This window comes from Rufibacter glacialis, assembly GCF_008271745.1.
Classification (GTDB): Bacteria; Bacteroidota; Bacteroidia; order Cytophagales; family Hymenobacteraceae; genus Nibribacter; species Nibribacter glacialis.
In genome coordinates this window covers 573807-598766 of sequence record NZ_VKKZ01000020.1, presented here as the reverse complement: position 1 = coordinate 598766, position 24960 = coordinate 573807, and the positions used below count along the sequence as shown (strand labels likewise).

20 protein-coding genes are annotated in these 24960 nt (G+C 53.2%); 12 read left to right on the top strand and 8 right to left on the bottom strand.

The window, feature by feature from the left end:
- Window positions 1–23: 23 nt before the first annotated feature.
- Window positions 24–995, top strand: coding sequence for an NAD(P)-dependent oxidoreductase (locus FOE74_RS10770; RefSeq protein WP_149098598.1), 972 nt, complete (start codon window positions 24–26; stop codon window positions 993–995).
- Window positions 996–1492: 497 nt separating this feature from the next.
- Here FOE74_RS10770 and FOE74_RS10765 read toward each other — a convergent pair whose 3' ends face one another.
- Both FOE74_RS10765 and FOE74_RS10760 read right to left on the bottom strand, forming a co-directional pair.
- A complete protein-coding gene (locus FOE74_RS10765) occupies window positions 1493–2818 on the bottom strand; it encodes a type IX secretion system plug protein (RefSeq protein ID WP_149098597.1) in 1326 nt (441 codons plus the stop codon).
- Window positions 2819–3026: 208 nt separating this feature from the next.
- Entirely contained in the window at window positions 3027–4958 is a 1932-nt protein-coding gene (locus FOE74_RS10760) for an ABC-F family ATP-binding cassette domain-containing protein (RefSeq protein ID WP_149098596.1), read from the bottom strand.
- A 244-nt stretch (window positions 4959–5202) separates the two neighbouring features.
- On the opposite strand from FOE74_RS10760, the gene FOE74_RS10755 reads away from it, so the two are divergent.
- Entirely contained in the window at window positions 5203–5787 is a 585-nt protein-coding gene (locus FOE74_RS10755) for a 2'-5' RNA ligase family protein (RefSeq protein ID WP_149098595.1), read from the top strand.
- Between the two features lie 17 nt (window positions 5788–5804).
- Here FOE74_RS10755 and FOE74_RS10750 read toward each other — a convergent pair whose 3' ends face one another.
- The 4 genes from FOE74_RS10750 to hslV form a co-directional block, all read right to left on the bottom strand.
- A complete protein-coding gene (locus tag FOE74_RS10750; RefSeq protein ID WP_149098802.1) occupies window positions 5805–7244 on the bottom strand; it encodes a pyridoxal phosphate-dependent decarboxylase family protein in 1440 nt (479 codons plus the stop codon).
- Window positions 7245–7427: 183 nt separating this feature from the next.
- Complete coding sequence (locus FOE74_RS10745; RefSeq protein WP_149098594.1) at window positions 7428–8021, bottom strand: DUF4136 domain-containing protein; 594 nt, start codon at window positions 8019–8021, stop codon at window positions 7428–7430.
- A gap of 510 nt (window positions 8022–8531) precedes the next feature.
- Window positions 8532–9503 carry a deoxyhypusine synthase family protein gene (locus FOE74_RS10740; RefSeq protein ID WP_149098593.1) on the bottom strand — a complete coding sequence of 324 codons (972 nt, stop codon included), beginning with the start codon at window positions 9501–9503 and terminating at the stop codon, window positions 8532–8534.
- Between the two features lie 100 nt (window positions 9504–9603).
- Window positions 9604–10143 (bottom strand): ATP-dependent protease subunit HslV, encoded by a 540-nt coding sequence (gene hslV, locus FOE74_RS10735; protein ID WP_149098592.1) that lies wholly within the window; start codon window positions 10141–10143, stop codon window positions 9604–9606.
- Window positions 10144–10463: 320 nt separating this feature from the next.
- Here hslV and nagB point away from each other — a divergent pair, with 320 nt between their 5' ends.
- Window positions 10464–12386, top strand: a complete 1923-nt coding sequence (nagB, locus tag FOE74_RS10730) for a glucosamine-6-phosphate deaminase (protein ID WP_149098591.1) — start codon at window positions 10464–10466, stop codon at window positions 12384–12386.
- Between the two features lie 589 nt (window positions 12387–12975).
- On the opposite strand, the gene FOE74_RS10725 is transcribed toward nagB, so the two are convergent.
- Complete coding sequence (locus FOE74_RS10725; RefSeq protein ID WP_149098590.1) at window positions 12976–14718, bottom strand: pyruvate dehydrogenase complex dihydrolipoamide acetyltransferase; 1743 nt, start codon at window positions 14716–14718, stop codon at window positions 12976–12978.
- A 137-nt stretch (window positions 14719–14855) separates the two neighbouring features.
- Window positions 14856–15470, bottom strand: coding sequence for a histidine phosphatase family protein (locus tag FOE74_RS10720; protein ID WP_149098589.1), 615 nt, complete (start codon window positions 15468–15470; stop codon window positions 14856–14858).
- Window positions 15471–15522: 52 nt separating this feature from the next.
- Here FOE74_RS10720 and FOE74_RS10715 point away from each other — a divergent pair, with 52 nt between their 5' ends.
- The 9 genes from FOE74_RS10715 (at window position 15523) to dnaN (ending at window position 24954) form a co-directional block, all read left to right on the top strand.
- On the top strand, window positions 15523–15942 hold the full coding sequence (locus FOE74_RS10715) for a hotdog fold thioesterase (RefSeq protein ID WP_149098588.1): 420 nt from the start codon (window positions 15523–15525) through the stop codon (window positions 15940–15942).
- A gap of 6 nt (window positions 15943–15948) precedes the next feature.
- Window positions 15949–17163, top strand: a complete 1215-nt coding sequence (locus FOE74_RS10710; protein ID WP_149098587.1) for a chorismate-binding protein — start codon at window positions 15949–15951, stop codon at window positions 17161–17163.
- Entirely contained in the window at window positions 17160–18869 is a 1710-nt protein-coding gene (gene menD, locus FOE74_RS10705; RefSeq protein ID WP_149098586.1) for a 2-succinyl-5-enolpyruvyl-6-hydroxy-3-cyclohexene-1-carboxylic-acid synthase, read from the top strand. Before FOE74_RS10710 ends, menD begins: the two co-directional genes overlap by 4 nt.
- A 107-nt stretch (window positions 18870–18976) precedes the next feature.
- Window positions 18977–19498 carry a DoxX family protein gene (locus FOE74_RS10700; protein WP_149098585.1) on the top strand — a complete coding sequence of 174 codons (522 nt, stop codon included), beginning with the start codon at window positions 18977–18979 and terminating at the stop codon, window positions 19496–19498.
- A 170-nt stretch (window positions 19499–19668) separates the two neighbouring features.
- Entirely contained in the window at window positions 19669–20136 is a 468-nt protein-coding gene (locus FOE74_RS10695; protein WP_149098584.1) for a DoxX family protein, read from the top strand.
- Between the two features lie 99 nt (window positions 20137–20235).
- A complete protein-coding gene (menB, locus tag FOE74_RS10690) occupies window positions 20236–21060 on the top strand; it encodes a 1,4-dihydroxy-2-naphthoyl-CoA synthase (protein ID WP_149098583.1) in 825 nt (274 codons plus the stop codon).
- A 256-nt stretch (window positions 21061–21316) separates the two neighbouring features.
- Entirely contained in the window at window positions 21317–22411 is a 1095-nt protein-coding gene (locus FOE74_RS10685; RefSeq protein ID WP_149098582.1) for an AMP-binding protein, read from the top strand.
- A gap of 248 nt (window positions 22412–22659) precedes the next feature.
- Window positions 22660–23406: a hypothetical protein gene (locus FOE74_RS10680; protein ID WP_149098581.1), complete on the top strand. Its 747-nt coding sequence runs from the start codon at window positions 22660–22662 to the stop codon at window positions 23404–23406.
- A 423-nt stretch (window positions 23407–23829) separates the two neighbouring features.
- Complete coding sequence (dnaN, locus tag FOE74_RS10675) at window positions 23830–24954, top strand: DNA polymerase III subunit beta (protein ID WP_149098580.1); 1125 nt, start codon at window positions 23830–23832, stop codon at window positions 24952–24954.
- The last annotated feature ends 6 nt before the right edge of the window (window positions 24955–24960 follow it).

The window sequence follows — 24960 nt, the reverse complement described above, 5'->3', positions numbered from 1 at the left end:
CTCATAAATACAACCTAGTACCTATGTCCCTTGCTTCTGCTTCTGCTTCTGCCTTCCGCTGTCTCCTTATTGACCTTATGCACGAAAGCCTGCTGCCCATGCTGGAAAGCCACGGCGTGGAGGTTACCTACCTGCCTCAGGTGAAAAAAGAAGAAGTCCCGGCGCTTCTGCCGGAGTACCACATGCTGGTGGTGCGCAGCAAAATGCGGATTACGGCCGATTTATTGAAAAACGCCCCAAAACTGGAAGTGCTGGCCCGGGCAGGGGCCGGCGTAGATAACATTGACGATGGGGTGTTAGAGGCCCGTGGCATCACCTTGATCAATGCCCCCGAAGGAAACCGCGATGCCGTGGGCGAACATACCCTTGGCCTGCTGCTCACCCTGTTCCGGAAAATCAACCAAGGCGACCGGCAGATTCGGCAGGGGCAATGGCTGCGCGAAGACAACCGTGGTGAAGAGGTAGGTGGGAAGACCATCGGTTTGATTGGCTTCGGGCACATGGGCAAGGCCTTCGCTATGCGCCTGCAGGGCTTTGATTGCGAGGTGCTGGCCTATGACCAACAGCCGGTGGAGAATCCCTTTCCGCACGTGCGGCTTTGCTCTCTGGAAGAACTCCAGCAAAAAGCCCAGGTCCTGAGTCTGCACATCCCGTACACAAAAGAAAACCATTCCTTTGTCAATGAGCAGTTACTGGCCGGGTTTCAACAGCCGCTGTGGCTCCTGAACACTGCCCGGGGCGAAGTGTTAGACCATGCCGCTCTGGTGGATGCCATGAAGGTAGGCCGCATACGGGGAGCTGCCTTAGATGTGCTGGAAAACGAGAAGCTAAACGCCCTCAGGCCTGAGCAGCAGGAACGGCTGATGTATTTAAAGGAGCACCCCCGCGTGATTCTGACTCCCCACGTGGCCGGCTGGACGCAGGAATCCTACGTGCGCATCAACGAAGTCCTGGTAAGCAAACTAACCACCTATCTGGCTGTCAGAAATAAATAGATGTTTCAGGGCTGTTTTTGTATAAACGCAGCAAAAGCCTCAAGCTTCCGGCTATCCTTTACTGAAGGAAGGTTCTTCTCATTGGAGGGCATTAACCTATACAAAACGTTTTTTTACCTGGTGCGTGATTGGTGTCTCGTGCCTAAGGATGACGTGAGTCTCTAAACTCGCCGGGAGCCAGGGGTTGTGCCATAGACTCTCGCAGGTCTTCCAGACGCAACGAGGTCTTTAGCGGCATATGGAAGGGGGAACTTCATTTCAAAAGAAGGAAGGTGCCTGTTATAGGCTTGTGCGAGAATAGTTAAAGAAGTATCACCTATTAACAGCACAAGTTTCGCTGCTCCCGCAGCGAGGGGAGACTGGAAGCTCCCCGGCATCTATAGGCAAGAGTTGCAAACACGCGCCAGCTTGGACGTCTACCAAACTACTTCTAATAAAATCCTCCTAATCACCAACTCCTAAACACTAACTACTAAACACTAACAACTAGCACTACCTTACCGCTGGCCATTGAAGGTGATGGTGGAGTATCCTATGAGCAGGTCGGCTCTGGAGCCGGGGGGGCGGTAGTAGACCAGGGCGTCATACTCGTTCTCGGTGGCGAAGTGGCTGCCTTCAAAATATTGGGGGGCGGCTTGGCCATCGGGTCCTTTCAGGGCAAAGTAATAGTTGTAGTAGCCTTGCTTGAGCAAGGCGGTGGCGGTGTAGAGCTGCTTCTCAGCGTCATATGTCATCTTGAAGGGTTCCTTCAGTTGCCAGTCCGTGAGGCCACCAAACACGTACACGGGGCCGGGAGCCGGCTCAGGGGCTTGAAGCTGGAAGACGACCTGTTGGTAATCGGCGTTGAGGGGAGCGTTCCCGTATTCGCGGCTGCCGAAGAGGAACTTGCCGTTGGCGTCTGGCTGGCTGCTGTAGACTTCCGTCCCCCGGCTCCGGCCTACCACGGTGTACACGCGGTCTGGGATGGCGGAATTGTCCCTGCGTTCTACCCCTACGCCGCTGAAGCGCTCACTGCGCGTGTCCAGGGGTCGGAATTCAGACAGGCCCAGGAATGCCTGGTTGGGTTCAAACAACTGGTATTCCAGCCGGCGCTGGGCTTCCTGGATAAAGGTGGGACGGGTGAACAGCTTGGCATTGTCCCAGCGGTGGTTCTGGCGCAACACCACTTTCACTTCCTGGGCCGGGTTCACCAGGGGGTATTGCGGGTAGAAGACGTTGAAGTCCATCTGTTGCCGCTGGTACCGGTCTCCGGCACCCGCCGTGGCCACCGGCCTTAAAGCGATAGACACTTGTTGCTCATACACCGAGAACCGCCGGCTCAGCAGCAGGTTGCCGCCTTCCTCAGACACTTCCAGAACATAATTCCCGCTTACTTTTACAGGAGGAACCTGAAAACGGTAATGCCAGTAAGGCACCTTGGTGGCAGTAGACGGGTCTACCTCCAGAATGAAGAATTCGTTGTAATCCTGAACATATTGGAGGGGCTGCAATTGGGAAGGCTGCCAATTGGCATTGCAATGGTGCAGTTTTACCACGGCCCGCGCCCGCGGGGCAGCCATGCGGTCAAATTCCAGCAGGAGGGGTGTGCTTTGATCCATGGGAATCACCGGCGGGGCCAGCACGTCGCCTAGGTTGTTGTTTCTGGCATAAAACTGCACTGAGTGCACGTCAGCGGAATAGACGGCATCTGTATAGGTCAAGGCGCTGGTGCGGGTGGCCCCGGTTCCCGAGCCCGTTGACTCAACCGGGACGCAGCCGGTAAGCGAAGTACCCAGCAGGGTGAAGGCCAGGAGGGTGGTTTTCCAGTTGAAGGGGAAGGTCATGTTGGTCAAGTTAATAGTATCTGGGCGACAGCGCCGCAAGAGCGGAAGGCAAGATAAAAACTTCCGGCTGATGTCTGATAAGTTTGGGTAGTACCTGTTTTTACGTACGCTCCGGAGCTGGATTTATTTTCGGTTTCTGGCCAATTTCCTGAAAAGAACCCCTAAACAGAAAACCTCACCGGTTCTTGAGGCCAGTGAGGTTCCTATTTTATTTAAGTTGGTTTTCCAGTTCATCTGCCTGGAGCATGAGCTGTTCCCAGGCGCCTTGTTCCTTGTCTAGCTGGCCCTTGATCTTGTTGAACTGTTGGGTGGCCTCATGCAAGGCATTGGGGTCAGCGTAGGTGCTGGGGAGAGCCAGTTTGCTTTCGCAGTTCTTCAGTTTGCCTTCCAGTTCGTTCACCAGGCCTTCTACCTGTTTCAGTTTCTGGTTTACTTTTTTCAGTTCCTGCTCCAGTTCCTGTTGCTGGCTGGGGGTGGGCTTGGGCTTGGCCGGAGCCTTCGCATTGGAGGCGGTCTGTTGCGGAGTGGGTCGTTTAAGGCCTTTATCGCGCTGTTCCATCCAATACTCATATTCGTGGTAGGTGCCGGGGTATTCTTTCAGCACATGGTCTTCAATGTACCAGATCTTGTTGGCCACGTTCTCCACAAAATACCGGTCGTGGGAGATGACCACAAAGGTACCCTCGTATTGCTCCAGCGCCTGGATCAGGATGTTCACCGACTGCATGTCCAAGTGGTTGGTAGGCTCATCCAGCAGCAGGAAGTTGGCTTCTGAAATCAGGGTTTTGGCCAGGGCAACCCGGCTTTTCTCTCCCCCGGAAAGTACCTTGATCTTCTTGAACACGGTGTCGCCGGTGAAGAGGAAGGAGCCCAGTACCCCGCGCAGTTCCATCTCGGTACGGCGGCTACCGGCCTGTACCATCTCCTGCAGGATCTCATTCTCCACGTGCAGGCTCTCCAGCTGGTGCTGGGCGTAGAAGGCCATGATCACGTTGTGGCCCAGCTGGCGCTCGCCTTTAATGGGCTCGTCACCGGCAATGATGCGCATGAGCGTGGACTTTCCTTTTCCGTTGGCGCCTATCAAGGCAATCTTGTCGCCGCGCTCAATGTTGACGTGCGTGTTCTGGAAGATCAGCTTCTCGCCGTAGCTTTTGCTCACGTTCTCCAGGCGCAGGATGTTGCGGCCCGGCTGCACGGTAAACTGGAACTTAAAGTTCACCACGGGGGCGTCACCGGCCACGTCTTCAATGCGTTCCATCTTGTCCAGGGCTTTCATGCGGCTTTGGGCCTGCTTGGCTTTGGTGGCTTTTGCCTTAAAACGGGCTATAAACTGCTCGGCCTGCTTGATCTGCTGCTGCTGGTTCTCATAGGCGCCTTTCTGGATCTCGTTCCGAAGCTCTTTTTCCTCCAGGTAGAAGCTGTAGTTACCGGCATACACGTTCAGTTTACCACCGGAGACTTCCACGGTGACGTTGGTAGTCCGGTCCAGGAATTCGCGGTCGTGAGAAACAATCACCAGGGCTCCTTCATACGCGCTGAGGTAGTTTTCAATCCACTTGATGGACGGTAAGTCCAAGTGGTTGGTAGGCTCATCCAGTAACAGTAAGGAGGGTTTCTGCAAGAGGATTTTGGCCAGCATCACGCGCATACGCCATCCTCCGGAGAAGGTCTTGAGGGGCTGCTGCAGTTCCTGGGTCGTAAAGCCCAGGCCTTCCAGGATTTCCTCGGCCTTTATCTGCATGTTATATCCGTCCAGGGCCTCAAAATGCTCCTGAAGCCGGGCCAGTTTATCAATGTGTTCGTCCTGGTAGTCGGTTTCCATCTGGTGCAGTACCTCGTCTATCTGGTGCTGCAGCTGAATGGCCTCCTCAAAGGCTTGCATGGCCACGTTAAGGATGCTCTCATGGGTGTCATAAGAAAGCAGGTCCTGGTTCAGGAAACCCAGGGTGGTCTCACGGCTCATCTGGATGCTGCCGCCATCTGGCTTGTATTCCCCCACCAACAGGCGCAGCAAGGTAGACTTGCCAGTCCCGTTCAGCCCTACCAACCCTATTTTGTCTTTGGGCTTGATGTGCAGGTTGGCGTCTTCATACAGGGTACGGCTCCCGAAATGGAATTGTAGGTTATTAATGGAAATCATGGATAAACGCGTGATAAGGCGCAAAGGTACGCAATTCTGTACAAACCTTATTCTCAGGTTTTCCAGGGGGAAAGAGAGCCGGCCCGTTTCTATACCGGGTAGCGGCAGGGGCTTTGAGGTGGGGTAACTACTGATTTTAACCTCCTTTTAAACCCTGGCCTTCTAATCTCGTTGTGGGTAAAAGTTAATTTGGTTTTTGCCGTTATGTTTGGGAAAAGACCAATAAACCTTAAACTTGCCGTCTATGGTAGCAATTGTATCCCTCCTCAACGCACAGGATTCAGATAAAGTAAATCAACTGATTTTTAGCTTGGAGAGGGAGTTTGGGTTGAAGGGCGTGCAAATGACCCCGTACCCGCACCTTACCCTGGTCACGGTGAATGACGGGAGCTTGCCTAACCTGAAGGAAATCCTAGGGAAAACCTCCGGGGTCTGCTGCCGGCTCAAGGTCACTACCACTGGTTTGGGTATCTTCACCGGCGAAAAGCCTATCCTGTACATCCCCATCCTCAGAACTGCCGACCTCAACCACTTCCATGCCCAACTGCACCGGGAGGTGAGCCTGGTGTGCCAGGAGGTGGGTCCGCTGTACCATCCCAACCTTTGGATGCCGCACCTGTCGTTAGCTTTGGGTGACACCACGCCTGAGGTAGTGGCTCAGGCCCTGCTTTTCCTGAGCCGGGAGAATTTCAACTGGCAGGTGGAACTGGACAATCTTGCCCTGCTCACCAAGCACGGGGACCTGTTCCTCAAAGATGACGTGTTCCCTCTGGTGGGGGAGGAAGCGAAAGCTTCTGTTCCGTTTTCTGCAGGGAAAGTCCGACTCTAGGCAGACCCTCCCACTTTTTATTTCTCTTCTTTATGCGACTGCTCCAGTTGTTGCGCCTTCTCTAGCAGGATCTCCAGGGCCAGGTCAATGGTGTCTTGGTGCGTTCTGAAAGAGAGAATGGCCAGACGCAGCATGAACACCCCGTTCAGCAGGGTAGAAGACAGAAACACCCGTCCATCAGACTGCACGGCTTTGATCAGATTCTGGTTGAACTCATTGGCCTCTAGGCCGGCCGCGGGAAGATACCGGAAAATCACCACCGACAGTTCCGGAGCCACCGGTACCTCAAAGGCAGGATGTTGACGTAATTGATCGTACGCGTACTGGGCTAGGGTAAGTTTTTCCTCCAGCGCCTCCCTAAAAGCCGCTACCCCATGCAGTTTAAGCGGAAGCCACAGCCTAAGTCCTCTGAAGTGTTTGCTCAATTCCGGCGATAAGTCGGCGGGAGATAGTTCCTGGGTGGCGGAGAGGGCGTCTTGCATGTAATTGGCCTGGTAATGGTGGGTGGCTGCCGTCTGCTCCGCGTTTTTGATGAGCACTGCCCCCAAGCCATAGGGGATAAACAAGCCCTTGTGCGGGTCCATCACCACAGAATCGGCGGCTTCAATACCGGTCAACTTCTCCTTGCCAGAAGCCGCCAGGGCGAAGAACCCGCCGTACGCCGCATCTACGTGGAACCAGAGGCGGTGCTGCCGGGCTATCTGGGCCAGCGCAGGGAGCGGATCAATGGCTCCCACGTCAGTGGTGCCGGCGGAGGCAATCACGAGCCAGGGCGTTAACCCGGCCGCTTTGTCCGCGATAACCGCTTTTTCCAGGGCCTTGGGGTCCATCCGGTACTGGGTGTCCATGGCAACATAGCGCAGGGGGCATTCTCCCAGGCCAGCAATCCGGAGGGCTTTGTCAAGGCAATGGTGGGCATGTTCCGTCAGGTACACTACCGCGTCTGGGATCTGGCGGGACTTGATGCCCTGGGCGTCGCGGGCCGTAGCCAAGGCAATAAGGGTGGCGATGCTTCCGCCGGAGGTGAGGTTGCCCACGGCCTGTGCCGGAAACCCGATCATACCCGCCATCCACCGCAGCAGCATGTTCTCCATGCGTACGGCCCCCGGTGCGGCAAAGAAAATCCCGGCGTATTTGTTCGTCACCGCGGCCAGGTAATCCCCTAAGCCAGAGTAGTACAACCCTCCACCCGGTATGTAACCAAGATGCCCTCCAGAGGCGGCCGTGATACCGGGTTCGTTCACTTCGGTCTGCAAGAGGCGCAGAGCTTCTTCAATGTGGCCGGGATGTTCCTCAAAGGGACTTTCTAGCAGGCCGGCTCCTTTAACGGGCGAGGCTATGAAGGCAGGCAAAGAGGGCAACTGGCGCAAGAAGGACTGCACGTAGGTCTCTACGGCTTGCTGAACCTGGAGCCGGTCAGCTTCATTGGGTTCCAGGGGATAAGAGGAAGGGTGCATCACAAACAGGCTGGTTATGGAAAGGAGTTCTTGTTCTAATAGCAACTTCCAAGTTACTATTTAGTGGACAGGTCTTTTGGGCTTTGGGAAAGCGAAGGCAAAAAAAGAGGCCGGTTTAGGGGCCTTTTTATAAAAAGACGCCCTAAACCAGCCTCTGCCAGGAATCAACCTGGCAAATTAAAGTTAATTAGCAGAAGAGTTCTCGCGCAGGTAGCCTTTCCGGAAAACGCGGTACTGGTCAAAGATGGTCCTTACGGCCCGGTTCAGGTAGGCGGTGCTTTCTGTGTTGGGATCTGAGAGAACCCCTGACGTGTACCCCTGCCAGACAGCGTTCTGCTTCTTGTGGTCCAGCAAGGTCACCAGAAGCGTGCCTTGGCTCATGTACATTTTGATGGGCCTATAGGCTTCGTGTTCTTTGGTAGGTTCCTCATTGTTCACCAGCCAGATATCAAATTCCTCCTGCTCATATCCTTTCATGTTCAGGTCATTGTAGTAAATGTAATAGCTGACCAAAAGATCAGGCTTCTTGTCGCTAAACTCGTAACCCTGGATTTCCAGCCGCTCCCGGATGTATTTCTTCAGCACTTCATAGTTCTTCAGCGTAGCGCTATCTTCTTCAGAGGCGTGGGTGATAAAATTGAAGGTGCGGTACTTATGGAAGGCACCCGCGTAACTGTAATCTGACCCAAACTTACGATTGCCAAAACCAAGGCAGCTACTTAATGTGCCTATTAACAACACTAGTAGAAGGGTGGATAGGTGGTTAAGATTTCTCATTTTCTTCCGGCTTTAAGGTTCTGCTTATCCGATACTTACGGCATTCTATTCAGGGAAGGTTCTAATTAATATAAGAAAAGTAAAAACAGTTATTTACTTGCTTAAAATTGGTAGAATAATTGGAAGATTACCTTAAGAATTTGTAAGGTATTCTATCACCATAGCATTTGACGGTAATTAAGTGAGAAATTCAGGTGAAGGCAGGGGGAGGGAGTTTGGACAAAACAGGCCCAAAACGGAAGAGAACGGTATCGCTTTTAGGGGAAAAGCAGAGGCAGTAGGCCTTACCAAGGGCGGGTTAAGCCATTGGGTTGAACATTGCCGATGTCCGGTAGGAGCAGGGGCACTAAAGAATAGCGGGCGTATGGCCATGAGTACCAATGCGTTTAGGTAATTGGTATCTTAAGTCTTCTCTTCAAGGTACAAAATTATATTTGTATTGTTTTACAAAAAGGGCACAAAAAAAGGCGGGAACAAGTCCCGCCTTTCTGTTTTTATCAAAGCTAAGCCTTACATATCTAACACAATGGCAAAAATCAAGGGAGCCACAATGGTCGCGTCAGACTCTATCACGAATTTAGGCGTGTGGATGCCCAGCTTGCCCCAGGTGATTTTCTCATTGGGCACGGCACCGGAATACGACCCGTAAGATGTGGTGGAGTCAGAGATCTGAGCAAAATAACCCCACAATGGAACGCCTGTGCGCTGCAGATCTTGGTGCAGCATAGGTACCACACAGATAGGGAAGTCGCCGGCAATACCGCCGCCAATCTGGAAGAACCCGATGGTGGAATCTTCTTTGGCTGTATTCGTATACCACTCGGCCAGCTCCATCATGTACTGGATGCCCGTTCTCATGGTGTGTACGTTCTTGATGTCACCGGAGATCACGTGGCCCGTGTAGATGTTACCCAGGGTAGAATCTTCCCAGCCCGGTACAAAGATGGGCAGGTTTTTCTTGGCCGCTTCCAGCATCCAGCTGTTTTTGGGGTCAATTTGGTAATGCTGCTCCAATTCACCAGAAAGCAGGATCTGGTAGAAGAACTGGTGCGGGAAATAGGCTTCACCGGCCTGGTCGGCCTTTTGCCAGTATTTCAGCACCACATGCTCTAAACGGCGCATGGCCTCTTCCTCTGGAATACAGGTGTCTGTCACCCGGTTCAGGTGGCGGTCCAGCAGGTCTTGCTCGTCCTGAGGCGTCAGGTCACGGTAATTAGGAATGCGCTCATAGAAATCATGCGCCACCAGGTTGAAGATGTCTTCTTCCAGGTTGGCTCCGGTACAGGTAATGGCCTGTACTTTATCCTGCCGGATCATTTCAGCCAGAATGATGCCCAGTTCGGCGGTACTCATAGCACCCGCCAGGGTAATCATCATTTTACCACCCTCGTTCAAATGGGTTTTATAACCTTCAGCGGCATCAATAAGAGCGGCTGCGTTAAAATGCTTGTAATGATCTTTCAGGAACTGCGTTACCTTCATGCTGTTCAAATAGGTTTGGAAATAGGTTATTAGTACTTCTGTTATAAGCTTTTTAGCCTCTGTTTAAGAGAACCATGGACCAAACAGGAAATGACCGGGGTTAGTTCGGTTTCTCTATGATGAGGTTATGATTTGTGTAGATACAGATATCGGCGGCAATGGTCAGGGCCTCGCGTACCATTTCCTCAGCGGTCAGGTGCGGGGCATGTTTCTTGAGTGCCAGCGCGGCAGATTGGGCATAGGTGCTGCCAGACCCAATAGCCGCTATCTGGTGGTCTGGTTCCAGCACATCTCCGGTACCGGAGATAATGAGCAACTCCTCTTTGTTAGCCACCACCATCATGGCTTCCAGCTTGCGCAGGTACTGGTCTTTGCGCCAGTCTTTGGCCAGTTCAATGGCAGCCCGCTTCATGTTGTTGCCGTAGGCCCCCAGTTTCTCCTCAAAGCGCTCCAACAAGGTGAAGGCATCGGCGGTGGAACCGGCAAAACCCGTCACTATTTTTCCATCTTGCAGCTTCCGCACTTTGCGCACGTTACTTTTGGCGATATATTTATCCATGGTGGCCTGGCCATCGGCTCCCAAGGCTACTTCCCCGTTATGGTAGATCCCCAATACGGTGGTAGAACGTATTTTCGGCATGTTTTTCTTTCTTAAATAAGACGAGCTTAGCGTTAAGTCCATCAACCACGAAAGTACGACAAACTTTCCTAATACCCGAACCTGCTCCTTAAATGAGACTATTGCCTGCTTAATGGAGGTGGGGGTAGAGACACACCCTTAAGAATCCCTTTCCAACCAAACTACTCAATGGATAGGGCGAAGAAGGCCAGTAAGGCAACTTTTATTAGGATATTTAATAATTTTTAAAATAATTTAGATGTTCTTAAATTTTGTAAAATAGTAGGTCTTTTTACCTTTGCGGGTTCACTCCCTTTTAAACATCAAACAGAGAAAAAACTATGAGCAGGCTTAATCTATTGGAGGAGACGCGTTACGAGAAGGTCCCGGTGACGGTGTACGCAGACCAAGCAGAGGCTTCTAAGGCAGTGGCTCGCCGAATTGCGGAGCTGATCAGGAACAAGCAGGCCCAGGGAGCCAAGACCGTGCTGGGCCTGGCCACGGGAGCCACTCCGGTAGGGGTGTATTCTGAACTGGCCCGCCTGCACCGGGAGGAAGGATTGAGCTTTCGGGATGTGATCACCTTCAACCTGGACGAATACTATCCCATGCGCCCGGAAGCCCCCCAGAGCTACGTGCGCTTCATGGACGAGAACCTGTTCAACCACATAGACATTGACAAGGCCAACGTGAACATCCCAGACGGCACGCTCGCTTTGGAAGAGATTCCGGCGTTTTGCCTGGCCTATGAGAAAAAGATTGAAGAACTAGGAGGCCTTGACTTACAGGTACTCGGGATCGGACGTACGGGTCACATTGGTTTCAATGAGCCGGGCTCTGCGCCTAACTCCGGTACGCGGTTAGTGACGCTTGATGACCTGACCCGCCGTGACGCTTCGCGTGACTTCGGGGGCAAGGAGAATGTTCCTACCAAGGCCATCACCATGGGGATTGGCACCATCTTCAAGGCCCGTGAGATCGTGCTCATGGCCTGGAACGGGAAAAAAGCTTCCATCGTGCGTAAGGCGGTAGAAGGCGAGATCTCGGGCGAGGTTCCTGCCACCTACCTCCAATTGTCTGACAACGTGGAATTCGTGCTGGACCAGGACGCTGCTTCCGGCTTGACCCGTTTTGGTACCCCTTGGCTCGTGAAAGACTGCGCCTGGGATGCCCAATTGACCAGAAAAGCCGTTATCTGGCTTTCTGACACCGTAAAGAAACCTATCCTAAAACTCACTGAAGAAGATTACAACGCCCACGGCATGGCCCAGCTAGCCGTAGACCGCGGCCCGGTGTACAACATCAATATTGATGTCTTCAACCAGCTCCAGCGCACCATCACCGGCTGGCCCGGCGGGAAACCCAACGCTGACGACACAGACCGTCCGGAGCGGGCGGTACCAGCCAAGAAGCGGGCCCTCATCTTCTCTCCGCACCCAGATGATGACGTGATCTCTATGGGAGGAACGTTCATCCGGCTCGTGGACCAGGGGCATGATGTGCACGTGGCTTACCAGACCTCCGGCAACACGGCCGTATGGGACGATGACGTGTTGCGCTATATGGAGTTTGCCATTGACTTCAGCAAGAGCATTGGACAGGACGGAGTGAGCTTGACGGCCATCTATGAGAACATGCGCACCTTCATTGGCCAGAAGCAGCCGAACCAGGTAGACCCCAAGGAAATTCAGGACGTGAAGGCGTTCATCCGGAAAAGTGAAGCCATTGCCGGCGCCCGGTACGCAGGCCTTCCTGATGACCACATCCATTTCCAAGCCCTGCCATTCTACGAGAGTGGCAAGACCAAGAAGAACCCGGTCACTGATCTGGACGTGCAATTGACCATGGACCTGTTGCGCCAGGTGGAGCCTCACCAGGTGTTCGCTGCCGGCGACTTTGAAGACCCGCATGGTACTCACATAGTCTGCTTCAACATCATTGTGGAGGCCCTGAGAAGGCTGCGCGATGCAGGTGAGGAGTGGGTGAAGGATTGCTGGCTGTGGATGTACCGCGGAGCCTGGCATGAGTTTGAGACCTATGAGATTGAGATGGCCGTGCCGCTTTCGCCGCAGGAGGTGGAGCGCAAGAAGATCGCGATCTTCAAACACCAGAGCCAGAAAGACCGTCCGGTTTTCCCGGGAGATGACGAGCGCGAGTTCTGGGTACGCGCCCAGGAACGCAACCGCGCCACTGCCCGCCGCTATGACCGCCTGGGCCTAGCGGACTATGAGGCCATGGAAGCCTTTGTCCGGTTCCATTATTAATCTGAAACAAGAATATTAGATTAACGCAAAGCCGCTTCGGGTAACCCCTGAAGCGGCTTTTTGCTTTTTGGTATTACTCTGCATTTAGAGGCAGTTTCCAGGGAAATAGCCTCTACATGCAGCTGTAGTGCAATCCCTTGGGAAACGGCTAAAAGGAGATTTATCGGCTCTTTTTCTAAAATAGGCCAGAAACAGCTGGTAAGGGCAATCCCTTGTGTTTAGGCTAAAGGTAATGGGAGGCATTCCTCTGTATGTTTTCGCTTCATCGCTGGCTCAACAGACCTCGTAGTGTCCGCAGGTCCTACGAGTGTCTTAGTTGGAGGCTTCTCTCCCCGCACAAAGTCTAAGTAAATTACGTGCCTTGCTTTCCGATTCATCCTATAAGCGTTTCCACGTGTGTAAACACCCCCCTTCGCCCCCCTCAAGGGGGGAGTCCGGCCTTTGGAAACGTTACTACCAATGATCCAGTTTAGGGCCTATTTTCTCTAAAACAGCTGAAAAACAGAAAGAGCCGGTGAATCTCTCCACCGGCTCTCTCCTATATAAAGTTCGTCTTCTAAGAACGAACAACTATCAACTAATCCCTACCTCACACCAGCATTCTCACCGGGTCTTCCAGGAAGCCTTTCAAGGTCTGTAGGAAGGCGGAACCTACGGCGCCGTCTACCACACGGTGGTCGCAGGAAAGGGTTACTTTCATCACGTTACCGATTTGGATCTGGCCGTTTTTCACCACTGGCGTCTGCTTGATACCGCCAACTGCCAGGATACAGGCATCTGGTGGGTTGATGATGGCGGTGAATTCCTCAATCCCGAACATGCCCAGGTTAGAGATGGTGAAGGTGCTTCCTTCCCAGTCAGATGGCTGTAATTTTTTGGATTTGGCTTTCCCGCCCAGGTCTTTCACCTCCGCAGAGATGGTGGACAGAGATTTCTGATCCGCATTGCGCACCACTGGAACCAATAAGCCTTCTTCCACGGCTACGGCCACTCCAATGTTCACCACGTTGTTGTAGCGAATCTTGTCGCCTAACCAAGAAGAGTTCACGGCTGGGTGCTTGCGTAGGGCAGCAGCGGCGGCTTTGATCACCATGTCGTTGAAAGATACTTTTACCGGGGCCACCTCATTCATGCTCACGCGGGCTTCCATGGCTTTGTCCATGTCAATCTCCATGGTCAGGTAAAAGTGCGGGGCGGTGAACAAGCTCTCAGACAGACGGCGGGCAATCACCTTGCGCATCTGTGATACCGGAACCTCGGTGAAGGCCTCACCAGTTTGGGCAGGCACAGCGGCCGCCTGGGGAGCTGGGGCCGAAGCCGCGGCGGGTTGGGCTTGGGTTTTGGGAGCAGCGGCACCAGGGGTGAAGTTCTCCACGTCACGCAGCACAATACGGCCGTTCTCGCCTGAGCCTTTCACGTCTGCCAGGCTGATGCCTTTTTCCTGGGCCACTTTCTTGGCCAGGGGAGAGGCCAGTACGCGGCCTTGGTTTGCAGAAGAACCAGCGGCAGCGTCTGCAGTGGAAGTTCCTTGGCCGGGTACCGGGGCACCAGCGGTTTCATTCACGCCGTCACCGGACTGGGACTGCTCTTCGGTTTTATGCTCTTCGCGGCGGGTGGCTTCTTCGTTGCTGGTTGCTTCTGCCGGATTGGCGTTGCCGCCAGAGGTGTTGCCACCACCGTTCAGGAGGGCCTGGAAGTCAGCACCGGCTTCGCCGATGATGGCCAGTACGCCGTCCACCTGCACAGAAGCGCCGGCTTCTACACCAATATATAAAAGGGTTCCGTCTTCATAAGACTCCAGTTCCATGGTGGCTTTGTCGGTTTCCACCTCGGCCAGCAAGTCACCGGATTTCACCTTGTCGCCCACTTTCTTGTGCCAGGCCACAATGGTGCCTTCCTGCATGGTGTCGCTCATCTTGGGCATGCGTACCACCTCGGCGTTCACGTTGGCGGCAGCGGCCGGTTGGGCAGCAGGGGCAGGAGTGGCGGCTGGTTTCGGTTCTTCCTTGGGCGCCTCGGTTTTAGGAGCTTCCTGGGCAGCGGGGGCAGCGCCTCCACCGTTTACTTCGGCCATAAGGCCAGAGATATCTTCACCTTGTTTCCCAATGATGGCCAAAACGCCGTCAACAGGAACAGATTCACCATTTTTAGGGCCGATGTACAGTAACGTCCCATCTTCGTAAGATTCCAATTCCATGGTTGCCTTATCGGTTTCCACTTCAGCAAGAACGTCCCCAGATTTCACAGAGTCACCAACTTTCTTTAACCATGAGGCAATGACCCCATCGGTCATAGTGTCACTCATCTTGGGCATTCGGATGATTTCGGCCATAGTTTTTTGCTCGGTTTTAAGGCCTCAAAAATAGAGGCAAAAATGCTGTAATACAAATATGCGTTTAAGAGATTCTGGGTGGTTTTTTGGCTAGTTTTCAAGAATTAGGGCCAAAAACCGGAAAGTTGTTGTTTTCTCTAGGTTAAATGTGACACATCGGCAAAGCGCTCTACCCAGAACATAGAACCTGTGTAATTGAGCTGGTACATGCACAGGTTCTGGTGCAGGAAGCGGTCCATCTGGTGCAGCGGGTAGCGCAGCAGTTGGGCCAGCAGCACGCGCATGGCTCGGCCGTGCATGCAGATCAGAATCGTCTTTTCCTGGGGCCGGGAAAGGATCAGGTCAATGACCGGTCTCTGCCGGTCGGCCACGTCTTGGGGGCTCTCGCCGCCTTCAATGGGTTCGCTGGTCTCCCCGTTCTGCCACCGCTGGAGCATGTCAAAGTAATAGGCGTCTTCCTCTGGGGTAATGCGGGTGCCTTCCCGGGTGCCCCAGCAAATCTCATTGAGCCCGGCGTGCCGCTCATGCGGAATGCCCAGGTCAAGGAAGCCCTGCACACTCTGCACGCTCCGCTGCAGCACCGAGGTATAGACCTTGTCAAAGGCGATGTCTTTGTAGGCCTGGAAAAATTTATCGGCTTGCCAAAGGCCGGTTTCATTGAGGATACTGTCAATCCCGCTTCCCTGCACAATACCCTGCAGGTTAAGATCCGTTTGACCGTGGCGAACGAGGTAGATTTTTTTGAGGCTCAATTTTACGCTAATTTGCAGCCTCTAAGATAGGCCATAATTACGAGAACTCTTGATGAAAAGACGCGCAGATGTAACCCTGGAACAGTTAAATGCCTGGAACAAAAACACCTTAGGGGAGCATCTGGGCATGGAGTACACTGAAATAGGTGATGACTACCTGATAGGGCGCATGCCGGTGGACCACCGCACGCACCAGCCGTTGGGCCTCCTGCACGGGGGTGCCTCTGTGGCCCTGGCCGAGACCCTGGGCAGTGTTGGGGCCACCATGTTCCTGGATCTGGATAAACAGTATTGCGTGGGGCTGGAGATCAACGCCAACCACATCAAGAGCGTGCGCAGCGGCTATGTTTACGGCAAGGCCACGGCCCTGCACGTGGGCCGCAAGACCCAGGTCTGGGAAATCCGTATTACCTCAGAAGCCGGTGACCTGGTCTGCATCAGCCGCATCACCATGGCCGTTCTGGATAGATAACCTTCCATGTCCCAAGAAACCCTTTACTCTTCCCCCCATCTGGCAGGTTCCGTAGAAGAAACTGCCCACCATATTTTCAGGGCCGCGTTAGCCGCCCACCTTCCCGTGGCAGTCTGGCGGCTGCCCAACACCCAGGCACTTCAGGTGGTAGTAGCTTCCGAAATCCAGCCCACCGTGCCGCCCTTGGAAGGTCCTCAGCAAGGGTTCGCGTTTTGCCCTTTCCAGGTTTCTGAAGCCAGTCCTAACGTCTTCCTGCCCGCCGACCTTTATTTTTCCGGGAAACCGGGTGCCCAGCCAGAGAAAGGGAACCAAGATTTACCTCCTGTTTTTTGGCAGGAATTAGAAAAACAGGCGCAAATTCGGGGGCAGCTGGAACCGTGGCCGTGCCATCCGGCGGGGGCGCCAAAGACCATCCCCAGAGACGCCTTTGAGCAATCAGCTACCGCTGCCATCAAAGCCATGCAAGCTGGTTGTCTGGAGAAGGTGGTTCTTTCCCGTACTAAAACCTTGCCCCTGTATGACGGGTTTGAGGTACTGCAGGCATTTTCCCAGCTGGAGAAGCTCTACCCTACGGCCTTTGTTTCCCTGGTGGCCATTCCCGGCCTGGGTACCTGGCTGGGAGCCACCCCCGAACTGCTGGTGCAGATAGACCGGCACCAGGTCTTCCGGACCGTGGCTTTAGCTGGAACCCAAGTCTCTACCAATGGCCTTACGCCCGCAGATGCCATCTGGCGTCAGAAAGAGATAGAGGAACAGGCCCTGGTGCAGCGCTACATCATCAGTTGTTTCAAGCACATCAGGCTCCGCGATTATGTAGAGATGGGTCCGCGCACGGTGGCGGCAGGTAATCTGCTGCACCTTCGCTCAGAGTATAGTGCGGCCATGGAAGAGGTGGGTTTCCCTCATCTGGGCACGCAGATGTTGGAACTCCTGCATCCAACCTCGGCGGTAGGGGGCATGCCTAAAAAAGCCGCTCTGCAGATGATCAACGATCTGGAACAGCATGACCGACGGTACTACAGCGGTTATTTGGGACCAATCCAGTTGGGGCAGGAAACGAACCTGTTCGTGAACCTGCGGTGCGTGGAATTGGGCGAGGGTACAGTAACCGCTTACGGTGGGGCCGGTATGACTGCTGATTCCAACCCTGCCCAGGAGTGGGTAGAGACCGAGCACAAGATGCAAACCGTGCTCCGTTTATTTAAAGCCTCTGAATCATGATCTTGCAAGCCGTAATAGATATTGCCGAGATCTGTGCCCGAAAAGGGGTGCAGGATATTGTTTTGTCGCCGGGGTCACGGTGCGCGCCTTTAACGCTGGCTTTTGCCCGGCACCCCCAGCTACGGGTGCGCACGGTACCCGATGAGCGGAGTGCCGCCTTCATAGGTTTAGGCATCGCGCAGCAGACAGGCCTCCCGGTAGTTCTAGTGTGCACTTCCGGCACTGCCGCCTATAATTACGCCCCGGCCGTGGCCGAAGCCTTTTACCAGCACATCCCGCTGTTGGTCTTAACCGCCGACCGGCCGCCGGAATGGATAGACCAGCTGGACGGGCAAACCATCAGGCAGTCGCATATTTACGGTGGGCACGTAAAGCGTAGCCTGGATTTTCCGGTAGGGAGCACCCACACGGATGACCTTTGGTTTGCGGGCCGCTTGATCAACGAAGGCCTGAACGAGGTGGCGGCTTACCCCCCCGGGCCGGTGCATATCAATATTCCCCTGCGGGAACCCTTTTATCCGGAGCCGGGGGAGGAGTTTGCCTTTTCCCAGGACGTGAAGGTAATAGCCGAACTTCCCTCCAGTTTCGGGCTGGCGCCCGAGGCGTGGGAGCATCTGAAGAAGGAAATGCAGCGGTACCAACGCGTACTGGTGGTAGCAGGGCAGAATAAAAAAGACGAAGCGCTGTATGCGCAGGTAAAGCAGTTCTGCCAGGCCACCGGGGCGGTCTTTGTCACCGATGCCATCAGTAACCAGCAGGTAGCCGGAGAAAGCATTAATTACCATGACGTGTTCCTGGGGGCGAAGAACGTTTCGGACTCTACCGCGCTGGCACCGGATCTGTTGATCACCTTCCACAAATCCCTTATTTCCAAAAACCTGAAACTCTTCCTGCGCAAGCAGAAGCAATTGCACCATTGGCACATCCAGCCCGCCGGCATGGTAGCCGATACCTTCCAGGCCCTGACCCAGATCATCAGGACCACACCCCAGGAATTCTTCCGGCAGATGGCTGCTGGACCTAGGCTTCCAGTCTCGCCCGCCTTTGCCCAAGCCTGGTTTAATCTGGACCAGAAAGGCAAGGCCGTTTTAGAGGCTTTTCAGGAAAACAGCCCCTTTTCCGAATTCCAGGCCTGTTACCACTTTTTGCGGAGCCTGCCTGCCCAGAGCCAGGTGCACCTGGCTAACAGCATGAGCGTGCGGTACGCCAACCTCATCGGCGTAGCCGAAAAGGAGGGGGTAGAGGTATTTGCCAACCGGGGCACCAGCGGAATTGACGGCAGCACCAGTACGGCGGTAGGAGCTGCGTTGAGCACAGATACATTGGTGACTCTACTCACCGGTGACATGGCCTTCCTATACGACCGCAACGCTCTTTGGCACAATTACCTGCCCCAGAACCTGCGCATTTTAGTGTTGAACAACCACGGGGGCGGGATCTTCAGAATGCTGGAAGGCCCCAGAAGCCAGCCTGAGTTACGGGCTTATTTTGAGACGGACCAACGGCAAACCGCCCAAAGAACTGCGGAAGATATGGGCTTGCAGTACCACCAGGTTACTGATGCCGCCGCGTTGACCGCCTTGTTCCCTACTTTCTTTGACCTGGCTGCCGGTCCCCAGCTGATAGAAGTAGTGACAGACAGTTCCGAAAATTTTGCCGCTTTTTCTTTGTACAAAGAACAGGTGGCAAAAATTAGCAATGGTTAGCATTCATCTTTGAAATATTTGGAAATAATTAACATCCTGGTCATTGACTTAGGGAAAAATAAGTCGTAAATTCCTATTGGAGACGCTGCTGTAATGGCGTGAAAATCATGGAGTTTACCAAAGATGTTGAGAAATGGCACCATAAACACCGGGTGGTGCTGTATGACTACGGCAGAATTGCGTTAGGGTGTTTTCTCTTATTCAAAGGGGTTCAGTTTCTGTTCAACATCACCGCGCTGGAGCAAATCCTTCTGGAAAGTAAGTTATATTCTCTTTCTACCTTTCTGGCCTACACCATTGCCAGCATCCACGTAGTGGGCGGCCTGATGATCATGGTGGGCTGGCACACCCGCATCGCCTGCCTGGTGCAGATCCCCATTGTGATGTGTGCCGTTCTGTTTTTCAGTCCAACCCATGATCTGTTCTCCCTGTACTCCCCGTTTGCGGTGGCGCTGTACACCTTGCTCTTTCTGGCGTTCTACCTGGTAGGGGGCTCAGGGTACTATTCTTTTGACCACAAACAGATGGTAGAGCGGAAACATCTGCTCAAAAGACATAAATCCCAGACCCTTAAGGCCCGCCTGATGCGCGAGGACCGGGGGGTGAATACCGGCCTGCCCCAAATGTAGGACCACTACGGCCCTTCTTTAGATTTAGATAAGGCGACGATGGCTCCCCACCCTTGGATGCACCTGCCTTTCGCTGTTTTAAAGGCAGTGTGGTCCCCAAGAAAGGTTATCTGACGCGTGAGTAGGAGTGCTTGAATTCAAACGGAGGCGCTTAGCAGAAGCGAAAAAAGATGAGTTGGGTACAACAAGTAGACCGGTGGCAACATGAGCACCATCCGGTGGCGTATGACTACGGTAGAATCATTCTGGGCCTTTTTATCCTGTACAAAGGCATCATGTTCATCTCTGACACCTCGGGCCTGGCCCAGATCATCCAGAACAGCCAATTCCATTTTGTGGCCCTGGGACTAGCGCATTATGTGGCGTTCGCGCATTTGGTGGGAGGGGTTCTGATTGCCCTGGGGCTGATCACGCGGGTGGCAGTGGGGTTCCAGATTCCTATTCTGGTGGGGGCGGTTTTCTTCTTCAACCCTGACCAGGGTTTTTTCTCCGGTAACCCCCAGTTCGCGGTTTCTCTGGTGACCTTGATTGCCCTCATTTTTTACTTTGTAGGCGGTTCTGGGTATTACTCAGTAGACCACAAATTTGAGATGAACGAGAAAAGGCTGCAAGAGAAGAAGAGGGGTATGTCTGTTTAAAATTCTTGCGGATGAGCGCATTTCTCCGCCTACCTTTGCATATTCCGGCAAGGGCATTGTACCTTTATGCCCTGAAAAGTTCCACCAAAACTGAGGTTCATGCAAAGCACCATCCACTGGACTACCCTAAAAGAATATCAGGAAATACTCTTCCAATTTTATAACGGCATTGCCAAGATCAGCATCAACCGGCCGCACGTGCACAACGCCTTCACGCCCCGCACGGTAGCCGAGATGATTGATGCCATGAACATCTGCCGCGACAACGCCGAGATTGGCGCCATCATCTTAACCGGCGAAGGCGGCAAGGCTTTCTGTTCGGGCGGTGACCAAAGCGTGCGCGGCCATGGCGGCTACATTGGCGAAGACACCGTTCCCCGCCTCAACGTGCTGGACCTGCAGATGCAGATCCGCCGGATTCCTAAACCGGTGATTGCTATGGTGGCCGGCTGGGCCATTGGCGGCGGGCACGTACTACACGTGGTATGTGATCTTTCCATTGCAGCGGAAAATGCCCGGTTCGGCCAGACTGGCCCTAAAGTAGGATCTTTTGACGGCGGATTTGGCGCCTCTTACCTGGCCCGTGTGGTGGGGCAGAAGAAGGCCCGTGAAATCTGGTACCTCTGTGACCAATACAATGCCCAGGAAGCGCTGGATATGGGCTTGGTGAACAAAGTGGTGCCGTTGGAGCAACTGGAGGCTACCACCGTGGAGTGGTGCCAGAAAATCCTGGAGAAAAGCCCGCTGGCCCTGCGCATGCTCAAGGCCTCTTTCAACGCCGAATTAGACGGTCAGTCAGGCATCCAGCAGCTGGCCGGCGACGCCACACTGTTGTATTACCTCTCTGATGAAGCCAAAGAAGGTAAAAACGCCTTCCTGGAAAAACGCAAGCCGGATTTTTCCAAGTACCCTAAATTCCCTTGATTTTTTAAGACTCAAGACGCTAGATATAAGACCCAAGATTTTTTCTCTCCAAGAGGTAGCTTTTATAAAAGCTACCTCTTTCCTTTTACAACTTACCTTGCCTTTGTAGGCTTCCTTCATAGGTTTTCAAGAAAAGTCTTGAATCTTATGTCTTGTGTCTTACGTCCCTTAAGTCTTGTGTCTTACGTCCCTTAAGTCTTGTGTCTTACGTCCCTTAAGTCTTGTGCCTTACGTCCAATTCCCAAACACTGTACCTATGCCTGACCACCTGCTCCTGAACGGAAAGAAATTTTACCTAGACGAAATCCAGCATTACTCCTTCCGGGAAAGCATCCCCCTGGACGGTTATGAGGCTAAGACCCTGGAGTTCTGTAAAAATTGGCTGCAAGGCGTGCAGGAATTTCCGGTGCAGACCTCCGGAAGCACCGGTACCCCCAAGCTGATAGAGCTGCACCGGGACCGGATGGAGGCAAGTGCGCGGCGCACCCTGCGTATTTTTGACCTGCAGCCAGAGGACCGGGTATTGGTATGCCTCAATACCGAATATATAGCCGGCATGATGATGCTGGTACGCGGATTGGTGGGCAACCTGCACCTGACCATCATTGAGCCTTTGGGCAACCCTCTGGCTAGTATTGACCCTGCCGCTGACTTTGATTTCGTGTCACTGGTGCCGCTGCAATTACAGACCATTCTGGAGCAGACCCCTGAGAAAGTACCCAAGCTTAACCAGATGAAGGCGATTTTGTTAGGAGGTGCCCCCATTGCCAAACCGCTGGAAGAGGCGGTGCAGGCGTGGGAAGTACCTGTGTACCAGAGCTACGGCATGACCGAGACCATCTCCCATATTGCCGTGCGCCGGCTCAATGGCAAAGGCAAATCTGAGTTTTACACGGCTCCCCCGGAAATCACCCTGGGGCAGGATGACCGTGGCTGTCTGACCATTGCCGCCGAGGTGACTGGCCAGGAAACCCTGGTGACCAATGACCTGGTAGAGCTGGGAGAAGCCAATTCGTTCCGTTGGTTGGGCCGGGCCGATAACACGGTGAATTCTGGTGGGGTGAAGGTGCAGTTGGAGAAGGTAGAGGCGGCCCTAGGCGAAGCCCTGGCGGAGCTTGGCATCTCGCGCCGGTTTTTTGCGGCCTCCCTGCCCGATGAAAAACTAGGCGACCGCTTGATTGCCGTTCTGGAAGGTACACCCTTAACCGACACAGAGGAGGCCAACCTACAGGGTAAATTAACGCAGTCGCTGTCTAAATATGAAATCCCGAAACAGTTTGGCTACCTGCCCCGCTTACCAGAGACGGCTACCGGAAAGTTAGACCGCCGTAGCGGCTTGGCGCTGCTTTAAAAGACCATCACTTTGGCATCTACTGCGGGGTCATGTTTCTGTCTGGGTTTTGGTATTCAAGAGGGAATTTGTATTTGCTTCTATTGGTATCTAAAACAGAGGATTAGACTTAGTATTCCAAAGTGGAAAAATTATTTTCTTGATAATGAAGGCGTTATAAATTAATGGATTAATTTAATTATAAAACTATTTCTTTTTCATTGGAATAGCGTAGAAGGAGCATTTGAATATTTACAACTCCTTCTTTTATGAAACGAATTCTATCTCTCGCGTTCTTTTCTTTTGCCGCTTCCTTTCTGATGTCTTGTGAAAAAGAAGAGGTGGAGCCACTTTTAACCGGTACCACGGCGTCTGATGCCCGGGCCATCAGCTGTCTCAATTACTCGTATTTCAACAAACAGTCGGGAATGGTAGATTTTGGCAAAGCCAGAGGAGAAGTAGTACTTGTAGGATTCGTGGAAGGCCTCACGATGCAGGAAAAACAGCAGCTTTTGGGCCGTTTCCCGCATTTCCAGGGCATAGAAGGAGAGGTGGCCATGGATTCTGGCGTGATCACAGTAGTGAGGCTGTCAACGGGTACCAATTGCTCAGACGTTGAGAAACTGCTGGTGAAACTGGTGAAGGAACCGTCTATCTCTTTTGCCCACCCATTTTTTGAAGAAAACCCCGCCGACCCAGAGGCACCCATGACCGGGCTTTCCAATGAGTTCATGGTCTCTATTGAAGGCAGCGGTACCCTGCAGGAACTGGAGCAGTTCATTGCGGAGACCAACACCAAGATCGTTTTTTCCTTCTCAGATGAAATCCATGTGCTGAGCGCCGATAAGAATTCTGCCGGCAGCATTCTGGACATCTGCACTAAGTTTAACCAACAGGCTTTTGTGACCTCGGCAGAGCCGAACCTGGTTTATAGCTTCCCCGCCCTTGCCTCTGGCGGCGTGACTTATGAAACCGTGAAAGGAAAAAACCAGAATGCTTATAAGCGCAATAAATAACTGATTGACCAGAAGACCATAGCGGAACATAACTGCTTGAAAAGACCCTGTTGTGCGTGAAAGCACGGCAGGGTCTTTTTCATTATAATCTAGGCAAGGGTTAATGAACTGTTTTGGCTAAACCAGGGGTAAATCAGGATGTCTTTTCCGGCGAGTTGCTTTTAAGTTTAGGACACTCCCTATTATCTGACCATGAGTGGGTTCTGCTGCGTAAAAAAGAAGGAAATGGCAGCTACTGGGGAGGCGGAATACCCGGGCAAGAACCTCGCTAGGAACTGCCCAGGTGGTTTCTGGGCCGTTTCCCGAAAAACAGCCCGTAAATAGGGGACAAGGCCAGATAAAAACCGCCTTCCAGGTAGGAAAAAATCCTTTTTTGGTTAACTTTGCCCGGTAATCGACCTTATCCTAACTGAACTATAACGGATGAAATTCATTGTATCTTCTACGGCGCTGCTGAAGCAGCTTACCAGCATCAACGGGGTAGTGGCCAACAACCCGGTGGTGCCGATCTTGGAGAACTTCTTGTTCGAGATCAACGACGGTGTCCTGACCATCACGGCAAGTGACCTGGAAACCTCCATGATCACGGAGATACACGTGGAGGCCAGAGAGAATGGCCGTATTGCTGCCCCCGCCCGTATCTTGATAGATACCTTGAAAAACCTGCCAGATCAGCCGGTGACCTTCACTATTGACGAGGAAACCTATACCATTGAGATCAGCTCTTCTAATGGCCGGTACAAACTGTCTGGTGAGAATGCCACCGACTTCCCTAAGGTTCCGGTAGTAAGGGGCGGAAACGCCATTGAGATACCTTCTAACGTGTTGGGACGTGCCATCAACAAAACCATCTTCGCGGTGAGCAATGATGAGTTGCGCCCTGCCATGACTGGTATCTTTGTACAGTTGAGCAGCGGCAACATCACGTTTGTGGCTACTGACGGGCACCGCCTGTTGCGCTACCGCCGTCAAGATGTGAGCAGTGAGAACGCCGCTTCCATCATCATCCCTAAGAAAGCCTTCAACTTACTTAAATCTACCTTGCCCAGTGAGGCAACGGCGGTACGAGTAGAGTTCAATACCTCCAACGCGTTCTTCAGCTTTGACAACATCAGAATGATCTGCCGCCTCATTGATGAGCGCTACCCAGATTATGAGAACGTGATTCCGGCCCAGAACCCCAACAAATTGACTATAGACCGGTACGACTTCCTGAGTTCTGTGAAACGGATCTCTATCTACTCCAACAAAACCACCCACCAGGTGCGCCTTCGCATCACGGGCAGTGAGCTGCAAATTTCGGCCGAGGATCTTGATTTCTCCAATGAGGCAAACGAGCGCCTGACCTGCCAGTACGACGGCGAGGACATGGAGATTGGCTTCAACGCGAAGTTCCTGACGGAGATGCTGAGCAACATTGATTCAGATGAAATCACCCTGGAGCTGTCTACGCCTAACCGCGCGGGCCTCTTGATGCCTTCTACCAATGATGAAGACGAGAGCATCCTGATGCTGGTAATGCCGGTCATGCTGAACAACTACGTGTAAGCGGTT

Excerpts from the sequence above, each read along its gene's own strand:
- FOE74_RS10770 (WP_149098598.1), top strand. The coding sequence starts at position 24 with ATGTCCCTTGCTTCTGCTTCTGCTTCTGCCTTCCGCTGTCTCCTTATT.
- FOE74_RS10765 (WP_149098597.1), bottom strand. The coding sequence starts at position 2,818 with ATGACCTTCCCCTTCAACTGGAAAACCACCCTCCTGGCCTTCACCCTG.
- FOE74_RS10760 (WP_149098596.1), bottom strand. The coding sequence starts at position 4,958 with ATGATTTCCATTAATAACCTACAATTCCATTTCGGGAGCCGTACCCTG.
- FOE74_RS10755 (WP_149098595.1), top strand. The coding sequence starts at position 5,203 with ATGGTAGCAATTGTATCCCTCCTCAACGCACAGGATTCAGATAAAGTA.
- FOE74_RS10750 (WP_149098802.1), bottom strand. The coding sequence starts at position 7,244 with ATGCACCCTTCCTCTTATCCCCTGGAACCCAATGAAGCTGACCGGCTC.
- FOE74_RS10745 (WP_149098594.1), bottom strand. The coding sequence starts at position 8,021 with ATGAGAAATCTTAACCACCTATCCACCCTTCTACTAGTGTTGTTAATA.
- FOE74_RS10740 (WP_149098593.1), bottom strand. The coding sequence starts at position 9,503 with ATGAAGGTAACGCAGTTCCTGAAAGATCATTACAAGCATTTTAACGCA.
- hslV (WP_149098592.1), bottom strand. The coding sequence starts at position 10,143 with ATGCCGAAAATACGTTCTACCACCGTATTGGGGATCTACCATAACGGG.
- nagB (WP_149098591.1), top strand. The coding sequence starts at position 10,464 with ATGAGCAGGCTTAATCTATTGGAGGAGACGCGTTACGAGAAGGTCCCG.
- FOE74_RS10725 (WP_149098590.1), bottom strand. The coding sequence starts at position 14,718 with ATGGCCGAAATCATCCGAATGCCCAAGATGAGTGACACTATGACCGAT.
- FOE74_RS10715 (WP_149098588.1), top strand. The coding sequence starts at position 15,523 with ATGAAAAGACGCGCAGATGTAACCCTGGAACAGTTAAATGCCTGGAAC.
- FOE74_RS10710 (WP_149098587.1), top strand. The coding sequence starts at position 15,949 with ATGTCCCAAGAAACCCTTTACTCTTCCCCCCATCTGGCAGGTTCCGTA.
- menD (WP_149098586.1), top strand. The coding sequence starts at position 17,160 with ATGATCTTGCAAGCCGTAATAGATATTGCCGAGATCTGTGCCCGAAAA.
- FOE74_RS10700 (WP_149098585.1), top strand. The coding sequence starts at position 18,977 with ATGGAGTTTACCAAAGATGTTGAGAAATGGCACCATAAACACCGGGTG.
- FOE74_RS10695 (WP_149098584.1), top strand. The coding sequence starts at position 19,669 with ATGAGTTGGGTACAACAAGTAGACCGGTGGCAACATGAGCACCATCCG.
- menB (WP_149098583.1), top strand. The coding sequence starts at position 20,236 with ATGCAAAGCACCATCCACTGGACTACCCTAAAAGAATATCAGGAAATA.
- FOE74_RS10685 (WP_149098582.1), top strand. The coding sequence starts at position 21,317 with ATGCCTGACCACCTGCTCCTGAACGGAAAGAAATTTTACCTAGACGAA.
- FOE74_RS10680 (WP_149098581.1), top strand. The coding sequence starts at position 22,660 with ATGAAACGAATTCTATCTCTCGCGTTCTTTTCTTTTGCCGCTTCCTTT.
- dnaN (WP_149098580.1), top strand. The coding sequence starts at position 23,830 with ATGAAATTCATTGTATCTTCTACGGCGCTGCTGAAGCAGCTTACCAGC.